The organism is Acinetobacter bereziniae LMG 1003 = CIP 70.12 (assembly GCF_000368925.1).
In the GTDB taxonomy this organism is placed as follows: domain Bacteria; phylum Pseudomonadota; class Gammaproteobacteria; order Pseudomonadales; family Moraxellaceae; genus Acinetobacter; species Acinetobacter bereziniae.
In genome coordinates this window covers 1,496,489-1,515,930 of record NZ_KB849756.1, presented here as the reverse complement: position 1 = coordinate 1,515,930, position 19,442 = coordinate 1,496,489, and the positions used below count along the sequence as shown (strand labels likewise).

Below are 19,442 nucleotides of genomic sequence, written 5' to 3'. Positions count from 1 at the left end.
ATCAATGCACAAACATATCCATAAATTCACGTAACTCCTGAATCGCGACTTCAATATCAGTGGTCAGCCAAGTGGGTTCAAAAATACCAGCATAATGTTCTAAACGATCTTGAGGCACGACGAGACGTATTGGACAGTCTTCTTCGAGTAAGCGCCAAGGAATAATAGGAACTTCATTGTCAAGAAAGGAGTTGATATTACGAATGTCAATGATCATGGCATTGATACATTCGGGGAAGGGCATTACTGAAAATTCATCAGTACGTCTACGGAAATATTCCAGATCTCCCCACTTTAAAATATAGCTAGGCTTACTAAACTCAATGATTCCGATTAAATGATCATCTCTAGATGTATGTAAGAAGCATTGATGAGTGACATCGGTGTCTAAATCGAGTGCGACACTTTGTCGTTGATATGCCATATATACAATAGTCAACAAAAATGGGGGTATATATTATAGCCCATTTATCTGTCTCTTACCGCTTTAGATTAAAATTTACTTTTACTTAAAATATTTTACACAAAGTTGATGAATAGACTGATAGTATAAAAATACATCAAGTTGATGGAGGTGGATGTCATGAGACACGATTTCAATAAACCATCTTACGTAACCAGTAATGAAGAGATTACACATAAGAATCGCCTACCAATTTATATGCTTATTCTTGTGGGATTATTTCTCGTATCATTGCTTATTTATATGGCGGCCGATTGGCTCTAATTTAAAACTTATCAATAATTTAAACTATACATTAAGCAGAAACCCTAGTCAGCAAGCTAGGGTTTTTTGATTCTGCTTAGTATTTATGCTTTGTTTTGTTGTATTTATGCAGTAAAAATTGATCGTTATATAAGCAAATTATAAAGTAAAAGAGTAGTTCATCACGCTTTCTGTTGAAAATAAGAATGATGCTTGGAGTCATTTGAGCACACTCAAATTGTTATAAATCTATGACTTGAGGGAATAAAAATGAATGAAATTTTACACACTCAGGGGAATTTTGATGCCATGTATTATTGGAATCAATTTCACCCAATTTTAGCCGCTGTAGCTATCCTGATTGTCGGATGGATTATTGCATTAATTGTCGCAGCAGGTTTTAGAAAAATCCTAGAGAAACTGGGAACAAATTCGAAATTATCTTCTGCCACAGGGCATCGTTCAAACATCGAAAGTATCCTTTCCAGAATTATTTTCTGGGTGGTCATGGTCATTGCTGTCATTGGCGCGCTCAATGTACTGAATTTGAACAGTGTGAGTAGCCCATTCAGTTTGATGATTCAACAATTCTTATTGTTTATCCCGCAACTATTGGCTGCTGTAGCAATAGGATTCATTGGTTGGATTGTAGCAAACCTCGTCAAGGTTGGGCTAAAAAAAGCTTTGGATCGTACTCAACTTGATGAAAAGCTAAGTGCAGATGTGGGTGTTAGCCCAATCAGTCATAACATTGCTGATATTGTTTACTGGTTGATTTTGTTGTTGTTCCTGCCGATTGTTCTGTCGATTTTAGGCTTACAAGGATTATTGGTTCCTGTTCAATCTATGTTGAATGAAGCCATCTCTTATTTACCTAATATTTTCATTGCAGGTGTAATTGTTTTTGTCGGTTATATTTTGGCAAAAATTGTGCGTGGGATCGTAGAGGGCTTAATCAGTAGCTTAAATTTACAAAGCCAAGCTGAAAAAGTGGGGCTATTTAAAAACTCAGATCAGGGCTTATCTAAGTTTTTAGGTTCATTTGTTTTTGCTGTGGTCATGATTACTGCTTTAATCGTGGCATTTGAAGCTTTAGGTATACAGGCAATTTCACAACCTGCAACAATGATGCTCGGTGAAATTATGTATGCGATTCCACATATTATTGCAGCGGGATTAATTTTAATCGTTGCCTATGTGGTGTCTCGTTTTGTAGGGCGTTTGGTTGCTGAAGTTGTTGCAGGAACAGGTGTAGATTCAATTCCTGCTAAATTAGATGTGCAACGTTTTTTAGGTGAAACTAAAGTTTCTTGCATCATTGGATATTTAATCGTGTTCTTTACTATGTTGTTTGCAGTTTCAGAAGCTGCGAATCGACTTGGTTTTGAGCAGGTCAGTGGTCTGATCTCGATGTTCATTCACTTTGGTGCGAATATTCTCTTGGGTGCAGTGATATTGGTTATTGGTTTCTGGTTGGCCAATATCGTGGCAAATGTTGTACAACGTGGAGAATATAACAGCTCGCGATGGTTAGGAAATCTTGTTCGTGTATTGATCATGGGCTTAGTGATTGCAATGGGCCTAAAAGCCATGGGTATCGCAGACTCTATTGTCAATCTTGCATTTGGCTTAACCTTAGGTTCTGTGGCTGTAGCATTTGCTTTGGCATTCGGTTTAGGTGGTCGTCAACCTGCTGAACGTGTTTTAACAGATTTGATTGACAAAGCAAAACAACAAGCAAATCAACCGAATCCTCTAAATCAAAAAAATACAGATTCCGTTGTCACTCCGGCAACAGACTCTAGTCAAGTTACAGCGGATACACCTACGATCGAAAATGAATATAAATCTTTAACCGATTCATTTAAAGAGGATAAAGATGACCCGAATTAACATGTAAATCCTTACAAAGATCGATCAGGATTAAAGCTTGATCGATTTTTTATTCTAAGGTCAAAAAATAAGGGAGATTGAGATGTCCAAGAAAAAGCCAAATAATTTTATTGCTCCAATTGTGATCGCAGGTATTACGGTTGGTTTTTTAGCAAGTGCATATAAATTTGTTTTTGCAAAACCGAAGAAGCAACAAGCGGATTATGTTGAAAAACAAGATGAATCTCAAAATAAATCCCAATCGTGATTGATTAGGCATGTGTGAAGTTGTTTATATGATGTTTTTTCTTGAAAAGAGATAGACATCGGCTGATTTATTGTCTAAATTTAAATCATTCATATGCAACAAGTAAAACACCAATCGAGCTGAATAAAAGTCATTTTTAAAGGAAATAGAAATGAAAATAATCCATTTTGTACAAAAAATTCATCAGTCTTTATTTGCTAAAAAAGACCGACAAAATAGTATGGATTTGGCGATTCAACGTGTGACTCAAAAACAGCAAATCCAAAATCAACTTATTTTGTTTAAAACCGACTATTTAGAATAATTGGATAAATTTGAGTGAGGATGGATTAAACATATTCAGATGCGGCATGTGCTGAAGCCCATGCCCATTGAAAATTAAACCCACCGAGATGCCCAGTGACATCTAGGACTTCACCAATAAAAAACAAACCTTTTTGCTTTTTACTTTCCATGGTTTTGGAAGAAACCTCAGTAGTATCTACCCCACCTAAAGTCACCTCAGCTGTTCGATAACCTTCTGTACCCGAAGGTTTGACCTCGAATTGATGTAATTGCTTGGCAATGTGCTCAAGCTTTTCATCACTGAGTTGTCCGATGGCTGTTTCTGCCCATGTTGACCAAACCAGATTTTGTAATTCAATCACCACACTTTTTGGTAAGTGTTCAGTCAATAATGTTCTCAGCAAAACTTTAGGCTGAGTTTGTTTTTTTGCCTTGAAGAAATCAAACAATCCGAGACTTGGTAAAAAATCGATATTAAAAGTCTGCCCTGCATTCCAGTAGTTGGACAGTTGTAATGAACTTGGACCACTTAAACCACGATGGGTAAACAACAGTGCTTCAGTAAAACTATTGAGATCGTTGGAAAGTGTTGCTTCAACCGCATTACCACTCAGACGTGTGGTCACTTCTTTAAATTGATCTGAGAATGTAAAGGGGACTAAGCCAGCGCGTGTTGGAAAGATGTGATGACCAAACTGTTTAGCAATTTCATAGCCAATCCCTGAGCCTCCTAAAGTGGGTATAGATAAACCACCTGAAGCAACCACAACAGACTCAGCTTGAAAATAGCCTATATTGGTTGCAACCTGAAAATGATCTTCCGCACTACACGTTACCGCTTTGACTTCACAACTGGTTTTGATGTCAACCAAATGAGTTTTTTCACATTCCTTGAGTAGCATGGCTAAAATTTCTTTGGCGCCATTCAGGGTAAATAGTTGTCCGTGTTTACGTTCTTCATAGTCGATACCGTATTCACAAACCAGACCAATAAAATCCCAATTGGTATAACGACTAAGGGCAGAAATAACAAAATGCGGATTATGTGAAATAAAATTGTCAGGTTCGACATAAAGGTTGGTGAAATTACACTTTCCACCACCAGACATGAGGATTTTTTTACCGACTTTATTAGCTTTCTCTACGACCAAGACTTTACGCCCACGTGCAGCAGCTTTGGCTGCAAGCATTAACCCTGAAGCACCTGCACCAAGGACTACCACATCGTATTGGTTCGAAGACATAACACACTCATGAAAATGACAAGCAGGGGATTATAGACAAATTTAGGCAATTTTTCAGAACAATTGTTAGTGTATTATATTGTGAGACGCCCTTGTAAACCGCCAGTATGAATCAACAGAATTCTGCTGTTTTCGACAAAATAGCCTTTAGAGATCAGATCAAATATCCCATAGAACATTTTACCTGTATAAATATGTTCCAATGGTAATTGATACTCTTGCTCAAAATGATGAATGAATCTGAGTAATTCTGGTGTTGTTTTGGCATAACCACCACAACAATATGCATCGGTAAGTGACCAATTAGTTCGCTGGGTCCACTGTTGGATCTCTTGTTTAAGAAAATCTCCTTTTAAAGCTGAGAAGCCGAGAATATGTTGTTCAGGCGCGCTGCGCTCAATAATGCCTGCAATTGTTCCGCCTGTACCGACAGCACAGCAAATCACATCATATTGAGTACCGTCTTGAGGCTTTAAAATCTCCTGACAACCTTGTATTGCCAAAGCATTTGTACCGCCTTCAGGAATAATATAGGTATCGGGATACTCAACTTGGAGTTGCTGATTAAATTCAGGATCTTGCTTTAGCTTGTAATTTTCACGTGAAACAAATTTAAAATCCATGCCCATTTTTTGAGCAAGCATGAGGGTAGGATTATATGTTTTACTCGCTAATTCCTCACCACGAATGATTCCAATACTTTTAAAGCCAAATAATTGTGCTGCATAAGCTGTGGCGGCAATATGATTAGAGTATGCACCACCAAAAGTCAGAATTTTTTTAAAGCCAAGGCGTTGAGCTTCAACGAAATTATATTTAAGTTTAAAAAACTTATTGCCAGAAATATTGGGGTGAATTTGATCAAGACGTCTGACCGTGAGTTGCACAGAACAAGCTAAGTTTAAGTGCTGGTCAGAAATTGTTTGGGCAATAGGATCAAACATCGTCATCTTAAGTACAGGAAAGTGTATTTACACGTTAGTTTACTCAAATCTGCCCAGTGGAATAAAGAATTGAGTAAACATACTTGGTAAAACGCTATTTAGTTATCTCTATTCACTACGATCGTGTATCAACAGAAGTCACTACAGACATTCCCGGGCGTAAAAACTCTAGACCTTTTTGATTTGGATCAATCGCAATCCTGACTGAAATACGCTGTACAACTTTGGTAAAGTTTCCAGTGGTATTGTCAGGTTTCAATACGCTAAATTCAGCACCAGCAGCAGGTGAAATTTGTTCAACGTGCCCAGTAAATTTTTGATGCTTCATTGCATCCACCGTAAAGCTTGCCTTCTGTCCAATACGCATATCCGCGATTTGAGTTTCTTTAAAGTTGGCAATCACCCATGTTTGTTGTGGAATCAGATACATTAACTGTGTTCCTGCTGAAACATATTGTCCGACACGAGGTGTAACTTCACCTAACTGCCCATCCATTGGCGCTGAAATTACACTATAGTCTTTAGTCGTAACGGCTTGGTCAAATTGTGCTTTGGCATTGGTCACTTGTGCTTTGAGCCCTGATTCAGCAACTTGTGCTGTTTTTAAGGCTTCTTGAGCGACTAAAACGTTTGCCTCAGCCTGCTTTAATAATGCCAAATTGTTTTTTACATCTGCTGCGGCTTTGTCCTGTTCGGTTTTAGAGGTCGCACCACTGTTGCCTAATTGTTGATAACGACGAAGTTGTGCTGTAGATAGCTCATAGCTTGCTTTGGCTTGTTCCACTTTGGCTTGTGCCGCAACAATATCAGCTTTGCGCTGTTCAATCGCTTGGCTTTGATTGGCTAAAGTTGTATTGGCTTGGTCAACACCTGCTTCAGCCTGAGTAACTTTTTGATCATAAGTGGTGGTATCAATATGCATCAATGCCTGACCTTTTTTAACGTGATCGAAGTCAGTGACCAAGACATCTTTGATATAACCATTAATTTGCGAAGATAGAACAGTCGTTTTACCCTTGATATAGCTGTTATCAGTTGACTCTATTGCACTGTCAAATGGACCAATTTTCCAAGCACGCATAATTACCGCGATCCCGACCAACAACACCAAAAACATAATCAATAAGGTTCTTTTGGCGGTAGGAATTAATTTACTTGATGGCGGTGGCGTTACAGCTGCTGCGGATGCCTGCTGTGCAGGTGCTGGCGTTGCTGGTTCAGTTGGTTTTTGATCTTGTGACATAAGAGTTCTCAAATATTTTTAATGCATAGAATGACGTCATGGGGTATTGAGTTGATAAAAATCATGAGCGTTGTCTAACTGCTATTGAGGGCTTGTTGCTGTTTTTTGAGTTGGTAACGTGTCCAAGTAATATTAAAACTACTCCAAATCAACAGTAAAATGGCAAATATTCCATTTAATGCAATCACATCATTATACGCACGTACCTGAGCTTCACGTGTCACAATCTGGTTAAGGTTACGATAAGCTTGATTCTGTTCTAATGCTTGATCAATTGTATATTTATTGGCAGATTGCTGATACAAAGCAAGGCGCTGTGCAACTAAAGGGTCTGTTGGCGATAAATCACTGACAATTTCTGCACGATAATTTTGTGTACGCAATTGTTGATAGGTTGAAAAGAACGAATTTCCAATTAAGCCACCAAAACTTTGTGTTGCTGAGAATAGCACCACAAAAGTAACCATATGCGTTGGACCTTTTTGTAAGACACTGATAAATCCTGTCAATAATAAAGGACCAATAAACATACCACTGGCAAAACCCACGATAAACTGACTACGATAGAAGTTTTCTGGTCGCACATCACTGGTCAGGTGATAATCCAAAGCACAAGCGATCAGGACCAAAATCACAGCACCGACCAGATGCCATGAAATTCGTTCTCGTTTAAAGGTCAATGCACTAAAAATAGTCCCCGAAGCAATTCCTAAAAAAATCACGCTATATAGTGTAACGAACTGATCTGGACCCATGCCCATGGTCTTTAAGAAATTCACAGCAGCATAGCTTTGCTCTGACATCAGTAAACGAATTGCCAATGCACCAAAAACAAATTTTAATGTGCTTGCTGAACCCAGCCAACGGGTAATAATCAATGGATTAACCCGGTAATGTTCATAGGTCAGCCCAATAATAATTAGGCTAAATCCTGCAATGAGAGCATAACCCAACCATTTAACTTCAAACCACCAAAGAATAGGACCTTGGCTAAGTACGATACAGAGTAGGGCAAATCCTGGGGCTAATAGGGCAAAGGTCAAAAAATCTTGCTTTTCAAATACTTCAATTCTTAAACTACGCGGCAGTTTTAAAGAGACCACCATCGCCAAACAACAGATCGCCAAACCCAGCTCAAAGGTATATAACACCACCCAGTCATTGACATCGACCAGTGATGGAGAAATGATCCAAGCCAGTGGAATGCCCAACTGTTGGAAGCCCAGTGCAAGATAGATTCCACGTCCGAAATTTTCCCGTCGAAAGGCTTGCATAATGTAGTACATACCCAGTGAGCTGAGTGGGGCTGCAGCCAGACCACTGATGACACGAACAAACAGTGCCATTTCAAACGTATGAACAAAAATATGTAAAACCAAAACGCAGATAAACAAGACCAATCCGATTTCGGAAAAAAGCCGTAGACCATATTGTTGTCTTGCTTTAAACAAAATCATGTTGGAACTGATATTTGCCATGACATAAGCCGCAGGAATCCATGCAGCTTCTGACGGAGTGAGCGAATATTCACCTTGAATCAGGGGGAGGTTTGCGGTAATAAATCCATTACTTAAACTTCCTGAAATTGCCACAAATAAGCCAATAAAAAAATAAATCAGTTTTTTATAGGTTGGATGTGCAATAACAGCAGGCGAACCGGGTAAGGTTGGACGTTCTTCAGGCGTCCAATCGGGTGCAGGTTCAAGTATACGTGGTGATTTATCCATAGCAGTCCCAATTACGCCTTGATACCATCAATCAGCAAATCAACAGCTCTTGTGGCAAGTTGCACCTGTTCCTCATCAGTGAGACCTTGAAATGAGGCACGTAAAATTCCTGTAATCAGTGCATAGTCTTTTGGGGTGAGATCAGGACGGCAAATTTGATGTGCAATTGCTTGGTCAATCAACGGTTGTAAAATTGCATCTCGCCGTTGGTAGATATCCACCATCACTGGATCATTACGATCTATCACACGCCAATATTCCATTAAGGCGGTCAGATAAGGTAAATTCTCAACATGATTACGAATCAAACGAATCAGACCGTCTGGATATTCGGAAAAACTTTTTGCCCGTTCATCTAAGCGAGTCAGAGCTTGTTCCATTAACGCAACCACCAGTTCTCGACGATCCTGAAAGTTACGATAGAAAGTGGCTCTGCCTACTCCAGCCTGATCAATCACTAACTGTAGAGGCGCACGTATCCCTTGTTTGCGGAAAATTGTGAGAGCAGCATCGAGTAAATCCTCACGATTTTTTGCTGCCTGTTGTTGGCGTTTACGCATAGCGATAGAGAGAGTTAATTTTATAGTGATATTTAACGGACATTTTTGTCCGTTGTAAATCATTATCTGTGTGATTTTTTGTAAAGTCAGCGCTTATTGTGGATGGGATTGGTTAGAATATCTTTGTGATTCAAATCATAACTAGTCAAAATCCAAGTTTTTATTTATTTATTTTTTAAAATAAAACAATACGTGTGCTGTCATTGTGAAAAATTCTAAATTAATATTCATCATTATGAGCTGTATCAGTTGGGTGGCTTTGAATGGCTGTACACCATCTGAAAAAAATGCTGAACATTCATCGTCTTCAAAAAAAACATCAGAACAACAAATTGAACAACAATTCAAAGTTTGGAAGGCTCAACAAGACCCTCATTTATTGGCAGATTATTATCAATTTATATCGCAGTATCTAAAACATCCGCCAAGCTTAATGGAACTTACCACGACTCGAAACTATATGCCTGAACAATGCTATCCCAAACGTTTTGCTGTTCCTCCCAAAGCTAATTGGAAAAACGTGGTGAGTAGTTTACAACTGGTGGAAAAGTTAAATCGTAATGGATATTTTAAAACCTATACCATCACAGCGATCTATCGTGCACCTGAATTAAATAAGTGTGTTGGCGGTGCAGGGAAGAGCAAGCATTTAAGTAATTATGCGGTAGATTTTCACGTATTGTCTCCTAAAGAAACGGTTGAAAAAGATCGCGAATTATTGATTAAAAAAATGTGTCATTTTTGGAAAGTGGAAGGCAAAAATTATAAAATGGGGCTAGGGGTGTATGGGAATAACCGCTACCATATTGATACCCAAGGCTATCGAACTTGGGGGAAAGACTATAAATCGAAAAGTTCAGTATGTTTAAAAAATTAGAATAGTATTTTAAAATCAAGCATCATGAATGTGTTTATATTTAAAAATGCTTGGACTTTAGGAAAGTGATATGTCAAGAATAATAAAGAATTGTTTATTTGTAATCAGTGTCTTAACCAGTGGTTTGATTTTTGCACAGAGTAATGCCGCTGTCGAAGTAGATACTGAACAAGATCAGATTTTGGGACATGCAGGAAAGGTAAAAATTAAAGCAGAATCATGTGCTAAGGACAATTATATCTGTGATTATGTACTGTATGATGCTAAAGGCAAGCGCAAGGTATTACTAGAACAATGGAGTAAAACCGCACATGTTTATCAGTTTAATTCCAACTTAATGGGTTTTCTGATGGGAGCAACGGGTGGTGATCATAACCTTATGGTGGTGAATGATAAAAACCAGCAAAAAGATTATGGTAGTTTTCTTGCTATGAATGCCTCACAGAGCTGTTTTGTCACCTATGAATCAAATTTAAAAAATATGCCAAATTCCTTGGTTTTTTATAGTGTTCCTGATTTTCGAGTCCGTTTAGTGCTCAACAATAAAGTGCCTCAATTCAAACAATTCAGTTATCCAACCACTGCAAATTTTAATGATAATGGCAATTTTTCTTTTAATTATAATATTAAAATTGAAGGTGAAATGGGCATGCAAGATGTCATTATTCAAAACCCATGTCAGTCCGATTATCGGGTCATTATGAGTTAGGGTTAATAAAATAAAGTTATTAATTTTATTAAAAAGCATCATTTTTATTTTTGAATTAAGTTGACTATTGTAGATTTATTCAACCAAAAGGAATCTATTATGGTCACTCAACATCAAGTCAATCAAAAACAATATCAAACTAAATCAGAAGCTTATTTAAATAGTGCTGTACATGCTCAGGGGGACGAGTTTGCAAAAATGCAAAACTTAATCCAACAGCATGACTTTAAGCGAGTCTTGGATTTAGGTTGTGGTGGTGGGCATGTGAGCTATCAAGTTGCACCCATTGTAGAGCAAGTAATTGCTTATGATATTACCCCCGAAATGGTCAATCTTGTGACCACGCAATCTCAACAAAAGGGATTTGATCATGTGGTTGGACAGGTTGGTGCAGCAGAAAAATTGGATTTTCCTGCAGAGCATTTCGATTGTGTGATTAGTCGTTATTCTGCACATCATTGGCAAAATATCACGCAGGCACTCCATGAAATTTACCGAGTATTGCGTGTGAATGGCAAAGTGATCATGTTTGATATTATTGGTAACTCCAATCCTGTCTTAGATACCTTTATTCAAACCATTGAAATGATTCGAGATCCAAGCCATGTCCGAAACTATAATTTATCTGAATGGATGGCTTTTGTGGAACAGGCAGGCTTTAAAGTCGAAATCATTGAGAAACAAAGTTTAGCGTTAAATTTTCGTAGTTGGGTAGAGCGGATGCAAACACCTGAAGATGGCATCAGCACGATTCGCTATTTGCAATCTACAATATCAGATCATGTACGCAAATATTACCAAATTCAGAAGGATGGCACATTCACCAGTGAAGCGGTATATTTGGTATTGAGTAAAATTTGATTTATACACCATGTCAAAAATAACAATGAAAAGATGTTTAATCATAATATTGAGCCTGATGTTTTACACAGTAAATAGTCATGCTGAAACATTTAAACGTACTGTGGCAAACATTGGGCAGTTTTCTGTTATTCAAGAATCATGTGATGAGGATGCCAATAAGCATTGTGATTTTGTGCTGTATGAAGGTGATGATTACAGACTACCTTTGGTTGTGGATTGGGAACGAGGTTTAAATTTTGAACATCAGACCAACGATTTTTTGCATTTAAGTTATGGGTATACCTTCAATCTTCATCATAGTTTGTTTATCTCCAAAGATGGTGTAGTTCAAGCCTTGAATGATGTTGTTGCGGTAGATGAAAAGTCGGGGTGTATTGCTCGATTTGAGTTCAAAGATGCACCTACAATTATTTTTCAGAAAATGTTTCGCTCGACAGCACTTAATAAAATACAATTAAAACCTAATGAATATCCCCAAGCCGAATCTGTATGGGTGGATGCTTCGCAGTACTTTAGTGATATGAAATTTGATGAACAAGGACGTTTTAATTATCGTTATGCCAATAAAAATGCTGAAGAAATCACTGCTTACTTGAAACACCCTTGTAAAGAATAAAGTTTTAGACCAATAGAAAACATTTGAAATAAAAAAAAGCTGTATTTTTAATCAAAACTGTTATGCTCAAAGGATAAATAAAACAAAAAGTAGAGGAGATGCTATGAAAAAGCTATCCATGGGTTTGAGTGCAATATTGGTGGTGTTGTTAGTTGGATGTGAAAAAAAACCTCCTACACCGACCAAGACTGAAGTTCGCTCCATTCATATTGCAGGAATGCCAGTATATGAAAAAGATTACCGCTTAACTGCTCGCGATACACCAACCGAAATACAACCATAGAAGCGTATTTTGAAAATATTCAACCCACAGATCAAAGTTGATCTATGGGTTGAATTAAATTGACTTAATGAAAGACTGTTTCTAATGCTTTTAATCCGACTTTAGGATCAAGTAAACCATTATAAATATCGGGAATTTCACGTTCTACGCCAAAAAATGCATAAATTGCGAGCATTGCACCACGAACTGAATATTCAACAGTAAAAACAACATCATCTTCAATTTCAACGAATTGTCCCAAAAAGGCAAAGTTTTTAGAACCTTGAGGAATCACTTGAGGGCGATCACCAGACTTGCGACAAGCAAATAATGCTGATGCATAAGGCATCATTGCTGTTGTCACTGTGGTATTCGCTAATACATGTTCGAGAATATCATCAAAACCAAGTTGTTGAATCAGCTCAGTAAGGATCTCATTGCCTGTGGCTTGGGACATCGGCTTTTTGATGTAATCCCCATTTTGATCAATTTGGAAACCATAGCCCCAAAGTGTAAATGTGCCTTGAGGTAAATCAGCAAAATGTGGTTGGGCTGGGACAACAATCGATAAATGCCAACCAGACTCAAACCAAGTCATCAATGCACCTGTGCCAGGTTGATTACCGGTATATTCAATAATCCGATTTAACAGCACATCATCATGCATGGTGAGGGTGAAAGATTCCCATTTATGTTCATCGATGTTGCCATAAAAAGTCATTGGACGACCAAAGTCAGGCGCTTTTTTTGCCAAGGTTTCCCACAATGTCCAGCCATGATCAAGACGATCACGAATAAGTGCTGGCACATCATCATTGCCACCATAACGGGAATCAGCTGTAATCGAACCTAAAGTAAATATAGCCAGATCTTTTTCTTTTAAATCGATTTGCTCAGCACCTTCAGGGAGGTTGATATATAAGCGTGTCGCTCGTCGTTCTGAGGTTTTCTCATCGGTTTGGAAATCAGCATCAGTTACATAATGTCCAAAACGAACATCGACGCCTTGCTCTACCAGCCAGCGTTGTAATGGTAAAATCATTGAGTCATATTGGTTATATTTGGTTCTTTTTACGCCTGCGAGCGTATGAATACGGGGCAGTTCTTGAATAAAGCGTAGAAAATAGCGACGCAGTTCTGCTGCACTGTGCCATTTCTGGAAAGCGAATGTTGTACGCCACATACGCCAGAAATTTGTTTCAAAGAAGGTTTCATCAAAGAACTCATCTATACGACGACTGCCAATTTTTTCTTCTTTTGATGCCAATAAACGTAACATTTGTGCACGATGTAAGGTATTTAAACCCAGTTTAGATGCATCAGAAATAACATGTTGTGCATTGATCAAGCGAGCTTGGGCATGAGTTTTAATCTGCTCATTGAATTCACGACACTCTTCACGAACAGAAATATCAGGATTTTCTAAAGACGGAATACTGGAAAACAAATCCCATAGACATAAATAAGTTTCATCAGTAAGCATACGTCCACCGCGAGTGACCCATGCTTGAGATGTATTGGGTGTGTGTGCACCATCCATAGATCCACCAGATACATCCAGTTCTTCTAGGATATGAATATTTTGAGCAGGAACCTTGGCATCACGGATCGCAAATGCAGCTGCTGCCATACCTGCGATACCACCGCCAACAATCCAAAGATGTGCTTGTTTAGCATCTAAATGATTAGGTTTATAGTTGTTCATTTTTACCCCTGAATATGAAATTTTGATGATGTATAAATTAAAACCATAGTTTTATTATGGGTTTTTATAGCTTAAAAAAGAGTGAAAAGGAAAGTTATTTTTTGTGATCAAAATCTACAGTTTTATGGATTTTCAGAATATTTCAACGCGATCTATTAATTTTTTGATATGATACAAGTTATTGAAAAATAATTTTTTATTGAGCTTTTGCTCTAAAATGAGTCAAAGCTATTGTATTTGAGAATAATTCACAACTGTATAGAACAAAGTGGATGAATTCGATATGGTTTTAAACTATAGAAAAACTTCATAGTGAAATAATCAATTTTTTTGTATCTTCAAAAAACGCTTGTGGCTTAAAATAAGCTTCTTTAAATACTCTTTGTGACGAGGTAACTCTTGGAATCGTTATTGATTTTAGGCTCTATTGCGCTAGCGTTAATGTTGGGTGCAATCAGTCCTGGTCCTACATTTGTGTATGTCGCTAAAAATTCAATTGCGATTTCTCGTAAACACGGATTATTTACAGCATTGGGTACAGGAACTGGTGCAGCATTATTTGGCTTTCTTGCAGTGATGGGCTTACAAGCCATATTACTGGCAGTGCCATCTGCCTATTTAGTTTTAAAACTCTGTGGTGGGCTGTATTTACTTTGGCTGGCTTATAAAATTATAAAACATGCCAAAGATCCAATGGAACAAGCATCTGGCTCTTCGTTTAGTATGAGCTATCAACAAGCTTATCGCTTGGGTTTGATCACACAGTTGAGTAATCCTAAAATTGCCATTATTTTGGCGAGTATTTTTACCGCACTTTTACCTAAAGAAATTCCAACCTATTATTATTTTGTTTTACCCATTTTGTGTTTCTTTATCGATGTTGGGTGGTACTCCTTGGTTGCTGTTGCATTGTCAGCAGAAAGACCACGCCGTGTATATTTAAAATTTAAGAAAGTATTTGACCGAGCTGCTGGCGGTGTGATGACTGTACTGGGGCTAAAGTTGATTTTTGGATTGAAATAATCAAGTGATTATTCTATAAAAACAGCGCCTGTTATTGAAGTTCTTTTATTTTGTTAATTAAATTAAATAGTTAATTTAGTATTTGCTTGTTATAATTGGCTTGAAAATTATAATGGCTTTGACCATAGAGAGATGTAACCTTGAAAAAAATATTATTTATTGCTGCCCTAAATGGGTTAGTTCTGAGTGCTTGTTCAACCACTGAAACTTCAAAAACGATTCAAGCACCGCAAGTGACTGCTGCGACGACAACGATGAAATATACAGGCGTTAAAACACCAATCTCGATTGGTAAGTTTGATAATCGCTCAAGCTATATGCGCGGCATTTTTTCTGACAATGTTGATCGCTTAGGTGGTCAAGCAAAAACAATTTTAGAAACGCATTTACAGCAAACAGGATACTTCTCTGTACTGAATCGAGATAATCTTTCTGAATTACAACAAGAAGCTGGATTTGGTAAGGCTGCTCAGTCGATTAAAGGTGCTCGTTTTGTTTTGACTGGAGATGTTTCTGAGTTTGGTCGTAAAGAAGTGGGTGATCATCAATTATTTGGTTTACTTGGTCGTGGCAAGACACAAATTGCGTATGCAAAAGTCAATATCAATGTGGTGGATGTAAAAACTGCAGAAGTTGTACATTCTGTGCAGGGTGCAGGTGAATATGCGCTGAGTGAACGAGAAGTTTTAGGTTTTGGTTCAACCGCATCATATGATTCAACACTCAATGGTAAGGTTTTAGATTTGGCCGTTCGTGAAGCTGTCAATAATCTTGTGAATGATATCCAAACCAACAAGTGGTCAACACAATAGGTTTGAATCAACCCATGAAAATTGTTTTATTCTTGATCAGTTGCTTGGCGACCTTAAGTTTAGTCGGCTGCGCTTCTGGACCAAAGTCTCTATATCGTTGGGGAGGATTTCCTCAACAAACTTACCTGATGTTGAGCGTTCCTGAAAAAACTTCACCTCAGCAGCAAATTTTGCTGCTTGAGAAAGATATTGAAAAAGCAAAAGCCAAAAACGAAGCAGTACCGCCTGGTTTATATGCACATTTGGGTTTATTAAACTTAAATATCAATAATGCTCCACGTGCAATTGAGTATTTTGAATTGGAGCGTCAAGTTTACCCTGAGTCCACAGTATTGATGGATCGTTTACTTAAGAAAATGACCACTCGATCTGTTGAGGTTAAGACGCCATGAAGAAAATGAAACAATTGCTGATTTTGAGCTGTTTCGCGATGCTTTTTACTGGCTGCGCAGTGGCACCCAAAAACAACCGAGATTTGGCTGCATATCATGCGCATCAACCTAAGTCGATTTTGGTACTACCACCCATTAATAACTCGCCTGATACGCGTGCAACTTATGGATATTGGTCAACGGTGGCACTTCCGGTTGCTGAGGCGGGTTATTATGTGTTCCCCATTTCTGTGGTTGATACCATGTTTAAAGAGAATGGGGTCACCAATGGATTTGATGCGCAAGCAATTGCTCCTCAAAAGTTAAAAGAGATTTTTGGGGCTGATGCTGCACTTTATATCAAAGTCAACGAATATGGTTCTAAGTATCAGGTGATTCAATCTGTTTCGACAGTTGCTGTAGAAGCAAAGTTGGTGGACCTCGCATCTGGAACTTTACTTTGGCAAGGTGAGGAGCGACTTCAGCAATCCAATGATAATAGCAACGCAGGTTTACTAGGGGCTTTAGTGGGCGCTGTGGTGGATCAGATTTCTAATCACTTATCTGATAAAGCTTATGCCTTATCTGGTGTTGTGAGTTCGCAGTTGTATTCCCCTAATTTAAGCCAACAAAAAGGCTTGTTATACGGACCAAGATCGCCCAACTTTACTCAAAATACAGTAAAACCTTAGGGGCTGTGGACATTTCATAAATGGCTTGCGTTGTAGGTTAAAATTGAGCAGGCAAGGCATGAAATGAAGAGAATAGCGAGACTATTTTTAAGTTTCATAACGTAGCCTGAGATAATTTTAGCCACAACCCTTCGGGACTAGCGTGTTTTTTTGTCGCTTCGTCGTTACGAACTACTCATTTAGAATGACTAAATTTCGTATTTCGTGCCTAGAATCGCCTAAAAAACACACCTAGTCGCAAACATAGACGAATTGTCCACAGACCCTAATAATTTATTGTTCTTGTTAAAAAACAAAACCCCAATTTTAATTGGGGTTTTGTTTTAAAGCCTAAATATCAATGTACCATTGAAATCTTGTCTAAGAAGAACTTGGTTCTTTCATGACGCTCATCTGGTTTATTAAAGAAGTCATCGGTTGCACAGTCTTCTAAAATTTTACCTTGATCCATGAAAATCACTCGGCTTGACACTTTGCGTGCAAAGCCCATCTCATGGGTTACGCACATCATGGTCATCCCTTCTTTTGCCAGCTGACTCATAACTTCAAGAACTTCGCCAACCATTTCTGGATCAAGTGCAGAAGTCGGTTCGTCAAATAACATACATACTGGATCCATACACAAACCTCGGGCAATCGCAACACGTTGTTGCTGACCACCTGACAGTTGTCCAGGAAACTTGTTCTTATGTGCTGCTAAACCGACACGATCTAAATATTGTAAGGCTTTTTTCTCAGCTTCAGATTTAGAACGTTTCAATACTTTGATTTGCCCAATGACTAAATTGTCTAAAACGGTCATATGCGGAAACAATTCAAAGTGTTGGAATACCATACCAACACGAGAGCGAAACTGTGCCAGATCAGTTTTTGAATCTTTGAGCGCTGTTCCATCAACAATAATATTGCCTTCTTGGAAAGGTTCTAATGCATTGACTGTCTTAATCAGTGTGGATTTTCCAGAACCAGATGGTCCACAAACGACCACAACTTCACCTTTTTCAATGGATGTGGTGCAATCTGTGAGAACCTGAAAATCTCCATACCATTTTGAGATATGTTGTATTTCTATCATTGGCATATTGATTCTCCAATTATCGAATTATTGCTATTTTTTGATGTAAACGCTTCACAAGTCTTGAAAGCGCAAAGGAGATACAGAAGTAAACAACTGCTACAATCAGGTAGAAGGTTGCTTTGGTTTCAGCACCATACGTATTTGCTAAAGTATTTGCATTGCCTAGGAAGTCTGGCGCACTGATCACATACACCAAAGAGACGTCTTGGAAAAGTACGATAGATTGAGTCAATATAACAGGTAGCATATTTCTAAATGCTTGAGGCAGTACGACATTGGACATAGTTTGTCCATAAGTGAATCCTAAGGCATAACCTGCATTGACTTGACCTTTTGAGACAGACTGAATACCTGAACGAACAATTTCTGAAAAGAATGCAGCTTCAAAAATTGCAAAGGTGACGACACTGGAAAAGAGTGGTCCATAATAGGTATCAGATTGAAACTCAAAGAATTTAGGCAATAAAAAATAGAAAATAAAAATGACCTGAATCAGTGGAACACCACGGAAAAAGTCAACATATGCTTTAGCAAAATTACTGGCGACTTTATTGTCGGATAAACGCATCATGGCTAAAGGCGTGCCAATCAGAATCCCGCCAATAATAGATAAAATCGTCACAGTAACGGTAAACTTAAACCCTGCAATCAGTGTTTGAATCACATCGTGATTTTGTAAAATACTAAAATCCATGACTATTTACCTCCTGAACCAAGACCAGGAACAGCCATTCTTTTTTCAATCCACGCCATAATAAGCTTAATGGTGTAGGTAATGACCAAATAGACTGGTGTTGAAAGAATAAGAATCACAATATCTTGTGATGTTTCTTCTCGCATCGTTTTGGTATAAGCAAAGAAATTTAAAACACTGAGTGCATACAGCACGGCAGAGTTTTTGAAAATATTCATTGCTTCGGAAGTGAGTGTCGGCCATACAATTCGATATGCAACAGGAAGAATGACATAACGATAGCTTTGGCTTTGGGTAAGACCAATTGCAAAAGCTGCATTTTTTTGACCTCTGGAAACTGTATTGATCCCTGAGCGGACTTGTTCTGCGATACGTGCTGCTGTGTACAATCCTAATGCAAAAACCCCAACTGCGGCTGGATTGTCATTGAGAATATTTTGCCACCATCCACCATGTACCATTTCACCACTGCCTGTGCTGAGGCTGAGTGGGAGTAGTTCTGGAAAAACGAATGCCCAGAAAAAGAGTTGGACAATCAGAGGAATATTTCGAAACAGTTCGACATAACATGTGCCAATAAAGGCAAGTGGCTTGTTGGGAATCGTACGCAAGATTCCGATTAACGAACCCAGCAGGAAAGCGATAAAAAATGCAAGTACCGCAGTCCAAACCATGGTCCAGACACCTGAACCTAAGAGTTGTAACCATGTTGGTGCATCAGCAACAGGAGAGTAACTTTCACCACCTATAGCTTTACAGACGGATTCAGCCCATGCAGCCTTATCCAAACTATATTCATTTGAGGGGAGACAATATGCTGTCCAGTTAAGTGAGCCTACTGACATGTGTGCTCCTTTGTATTTTTAATTTTGTAAAAAACTTATAGACCA

General features: G+C 38.3%; 22 protein-coding genes. 12 read left to right on the top strand and 10 right to left on the bottom strand.

The genetic code is table 11. The features are described from left to right. Nucleotide 1 precedes the first annotated feature (1 nt). The gene (locus tag F938_RS16850) at nt 2–424 is read right to left on the bottom strand and encodes a hypothetical protein (protein WP_004830127.1); all 423 of its coding nucleotides are present in this window, start codon (nt 422–424) and stop codon (nt 2–4) included. 552 nt (nt 425–976) lie between these two features. Between F938_RS16850 and F938_RS16845 the strand changes: the two genes are divergently transcribed. From F938_RS16845 to F938_RS24535, 3 genes are all read left to right on the top strand, one after another. Continuing rightward, nucleotides 977–2,599 carry a mechanosensitive ion channel gene (locus tag F938_RS16845; protein ID WP_004830123.1) on the top strand — a complete coding sequence of 541 codons (1,623 nt, stop codon included), beginning with the start codon at nt 977–979 and terminating at the stop codon, nt 2,597–2,599. An 82-nt stretch (nt 2,600–2,681) separates the two neighbouring features. Further along, nucleotides 2,682–2,846 (top strand): hypothetical protein, encoded by a 165-nt coding sequence (locus tag F938_RS24540; RefSeq protein ID WP_004830122.1) that lies wholly within the window; start codon nt 2,682–2,684, stop codon nt 2,844–2,846. A 151-nt stretch (nt 2,847–2,997) separates the two neighbouring features. Then, complete coding sequence (locus F938_RS24535; RefSeq protein WP_004830121.1) at nt 2,998–3,150, top strand: hypothetical protein; 153 nt, start codon at nt 2,998–3,000, stop codon at nt 3,148–3,150. A 25-nt stretch (nt 3,151–3,175) separates the two neighbouring features. Here the strand turns inward: F938_RS24535 and F938_RS16840 are convergent, their stop codons facing one another. The 5 genes from F938_RS16840 to F938_RS16820 form a co-directional block, all read right to left on the bottom strand. After that, on the bottom strand, nt 3,176–4,375 hold the full coding sequence (locus tag F938_RS16840; protein WP_005033698.1) for a BaiN/RdsA family NAD(P)/FAD-dependent oxidoreductase: 1,200 nt from the start codon (nt 4,373–4,375) through the stop codon (nt 3,176–3,178). Nucleotides 4,376–4,449: 74 nt separating this feature from the next. Next, complete coding sequence (locus tag F938_RS16835) at nt 4,450–5,319, bottom strand: 1-aminocyclopropane-1-carboxylate deaminase/D-cysteine desulfhydrase (RefSeq protein ID WP_010591011.1); 870 nt, start codon at nt 5,317–5,319, stop codon at nt 4,450–4,452. Between the two features lie 115 nt (nt 5,320–5,434). Next, nucleotides 5,435–6,562: an HlyD family secretion protein gene (locus tag F938_RS16830; protein WP_005033693.1), complete on the bottom strand. Its 1,128-nt coding sequence runs from the start codon at nt 6,560–6,562 to the stop codon at nt 5,435–5,437. Nucleotides 6,563–6,636: 74 nt separating this feature from the next. Beyond that, nucleotides 6,637–8,289: an MFS transporter gene (locus tag F938_RS16825; RefSeq protein WP_005033692.1), complete on the bottom strand. Its 1,653-nt coding sequence runs from the start codon at nt 8,287–8,289 to the stop codon at nt 6,637–6,639. Nucleotides 8,290–8,300: 11 nt separating this feature from the next. Next, entirely contained in the window at nt 8,301–8,849 is a 549-nt protein-coding gene (locus F938_RS16820; protein WP_005033691.1) for a TetR/AcrR family transcriptional regulator, read from the bottom strand. Nucleotides 8,850–9,054: 205 nt separating this feature from the next. Here F938_RS16820 and F938_RS16815 point away from each other — a divergent pair, with 205 nt between their 5' ends. The 5 genes from F938_RS16815 to F938_RS16795 all read left to right on the top strand — a co-directional run bounded on the left by F938_RS16815 (nt 9,055) and on the right by F938_RS16795 (nt 12,198). Continuing rightward, nucleotides 9,055–9,726, top strand: coding sequence for a D-Ala-D-Ala carboxypeptidase family metallohydrolase (locus F938_RS16815; RefSeq protein ID WP_228129520.1), 672 nt, complete (start codon nt 9,055–9,057; stop codon nt 9,724–9,726). A 70-nt stretch (nt 9,727–9,796) separates the two neighbouring features. Next, nucleotides 9,797–10,435, top strand: a complete 639-nt coding sequence (locus F938_RS16810; protein ID WP_005033687.1) for a hypothetical protein — start codon at nt 9,797–9,799, stop codon at nt 10,433–10,435. 99 nt (nt 10,436–10,534) lie between these two features. Next, nucleotides 10,535–11,296 carry a class I SAM-dependent methyltransferase gene (locus F938_RS16805; RefSeq protein ID WP_005033686.1) on the top strand — a complete coding sequence of 254 codons (762 nt, stop codon included), beginning with the start codon at nt 10,535–10,537 and terminating at the stop codon, nt 11,294–11,296. A 58-nt stretch (nt 11,297–11,354) separates the two neighbouring features. Then, nucleotides 11,355–11,915, top strand: a complete 561-nt coding sequence (locus F938_RS16800; protein WP_005033685.1) for a hypothetical protein — start codon at nt 11,355–11,357, stop codon at nt 11,913–11,915. A 103-nt stretch (nt 11,916–12,018) separates the two neighbouring features. After that, a complete protein-coding gene (locus F938_RS16795; RefSeq protein WP_005033683.1) occupies nt 12,019–12,198 on the top strand; it encodes an NF038215 family lipoprotein in 180 nt (59 codons plus the stop codon). Between the two features lie 64 nt (nt 12,199–12,262). Here F938_RS16795 and F938_RS16790 read toward each other — a convergent pair whose 3' ends face one another. Further along, nucleotides 12,263–13,882 (bottom strand): oleate hydratase, encoded by a 1,620-nt coding sequence (locus F938_RS16790; protein ID WP_005033682.1) that lies wholly within the window; start codon nt 13,880–13,882, stop codon nt 12,263–12,265. Nucleotides 13,883–14,281: 399 nt separating this feature from the next. Here F938_RS16790 and F938_RS16785 point away from each other — a divergent pair, with 399 nt between their 5' ends. The 4 genes from F938_RS16785 to F938_RS16770 all read left to right on the top strand — a co-directional run bounded on the left by F938_RS16785 (nt 14,282) and on the right by F938_RS16770 (nt 16,780). Next, nucleotides 14,282–14,905, top strand: coding sequence for a LysE family translocator (locus F938_RS16785; protein WP_004830107.1), 624 nt, complete (start codon nt 14,282–14,284; stop codon nt 14,903–14,905). A 140-nt stretch (nt 14,906–15,045) separates the two neighbouring features. Next, a complete protein-coding gene (locus tag F938_RS16780) occupies nt 15,046–15,717 on the top strand; it encodes a CsgG/HfaB family protein (RefSeq protein WP_004830104.1) in 672 nt (223 codons plus the stop codon). A gap of 14 nt (nt 15,718–15,731) precedes the next feature. Further along, nucleotides 15,732–16,109 carry a DUF4810 domain-containing protein gene (locus F938_RS16775; protein WP_004830102.1) on the top strand — a complete coding sequence of 126 codons (378 nt, stop codon included), beginning with the start codon at nt 15,732–15,734 and terminating at the stop codon, nt 16,107–16,109. Next, nucleotides 16,106–16,780 carry a DUF799 domain-containing protein gene (locus F938_RS16770; RefSeq protein ID WP_004830101.1) on the top strand — a complete coding sequence of 225 codons (675 nt, stop codon included), beginning with the start codon at nt 16,106–16,108 and terminating at the stop codon, nt 16,778–16,780. Before F938_RS16775 ends, F938_RS16770 begins: the two co-directional genes overlap by 4 nt. 337 nt (nt 16,781–17,117) lie before the next feature. Here the strand turns inward: F938_RS16770 and F938_RS16765 are convergent, their stop codons facing one another. Genes F938_RS16765 through F938_RS16755 form a run of 3 tightly spaced genes read right to left on the bottom strand, consistent with a single transcriptional unit; the run spans nt 17,118 to nt 19,397 of the window. Continuing rightward, nucleotides 17,118–17,861 (bottom strand): amino acid ABC transporter ATP-binding protein, encoded by a 744-nt coding sequence (locus F938_RS16765; protein WP_004830099.1) that lies wholly within the window; start codon nt 17,859–17,861, stop codon nt 17,118–17,120. 13 nt (nt 17,862–17,874) lie between these two features. Continuing rightward, the gene (locus tag F938_RS16760) at nt 17,875–18,552 is read right to left on the bottom strand and encodes an amino acid ABC transporter permease (protein ID WP_004830097.1); all 678 of its coding nucleotides are present in this window, start codon (nt 18,550–18,552) and stop codon (nt 17,875–17,877) included. A 2-nt stretch (nt 18,553–18,554) separates the two neighbouring features. Further along, nucleotides 18,555–19,397 carry an amino acid ABC transporter permease gene (locus F938_RS16755; RefSeq protein ID WP_004830094.1) on the bottom strand — a complete coding sequence of 281 codons (843 nt, stop codon included), beginning with the start codon at nt 19,395–19,397 and terminating at the stop codon, nt 18,555–18,557. Nucleotides 19,398–19,442 lie beyond the last annotated feature (45 nt).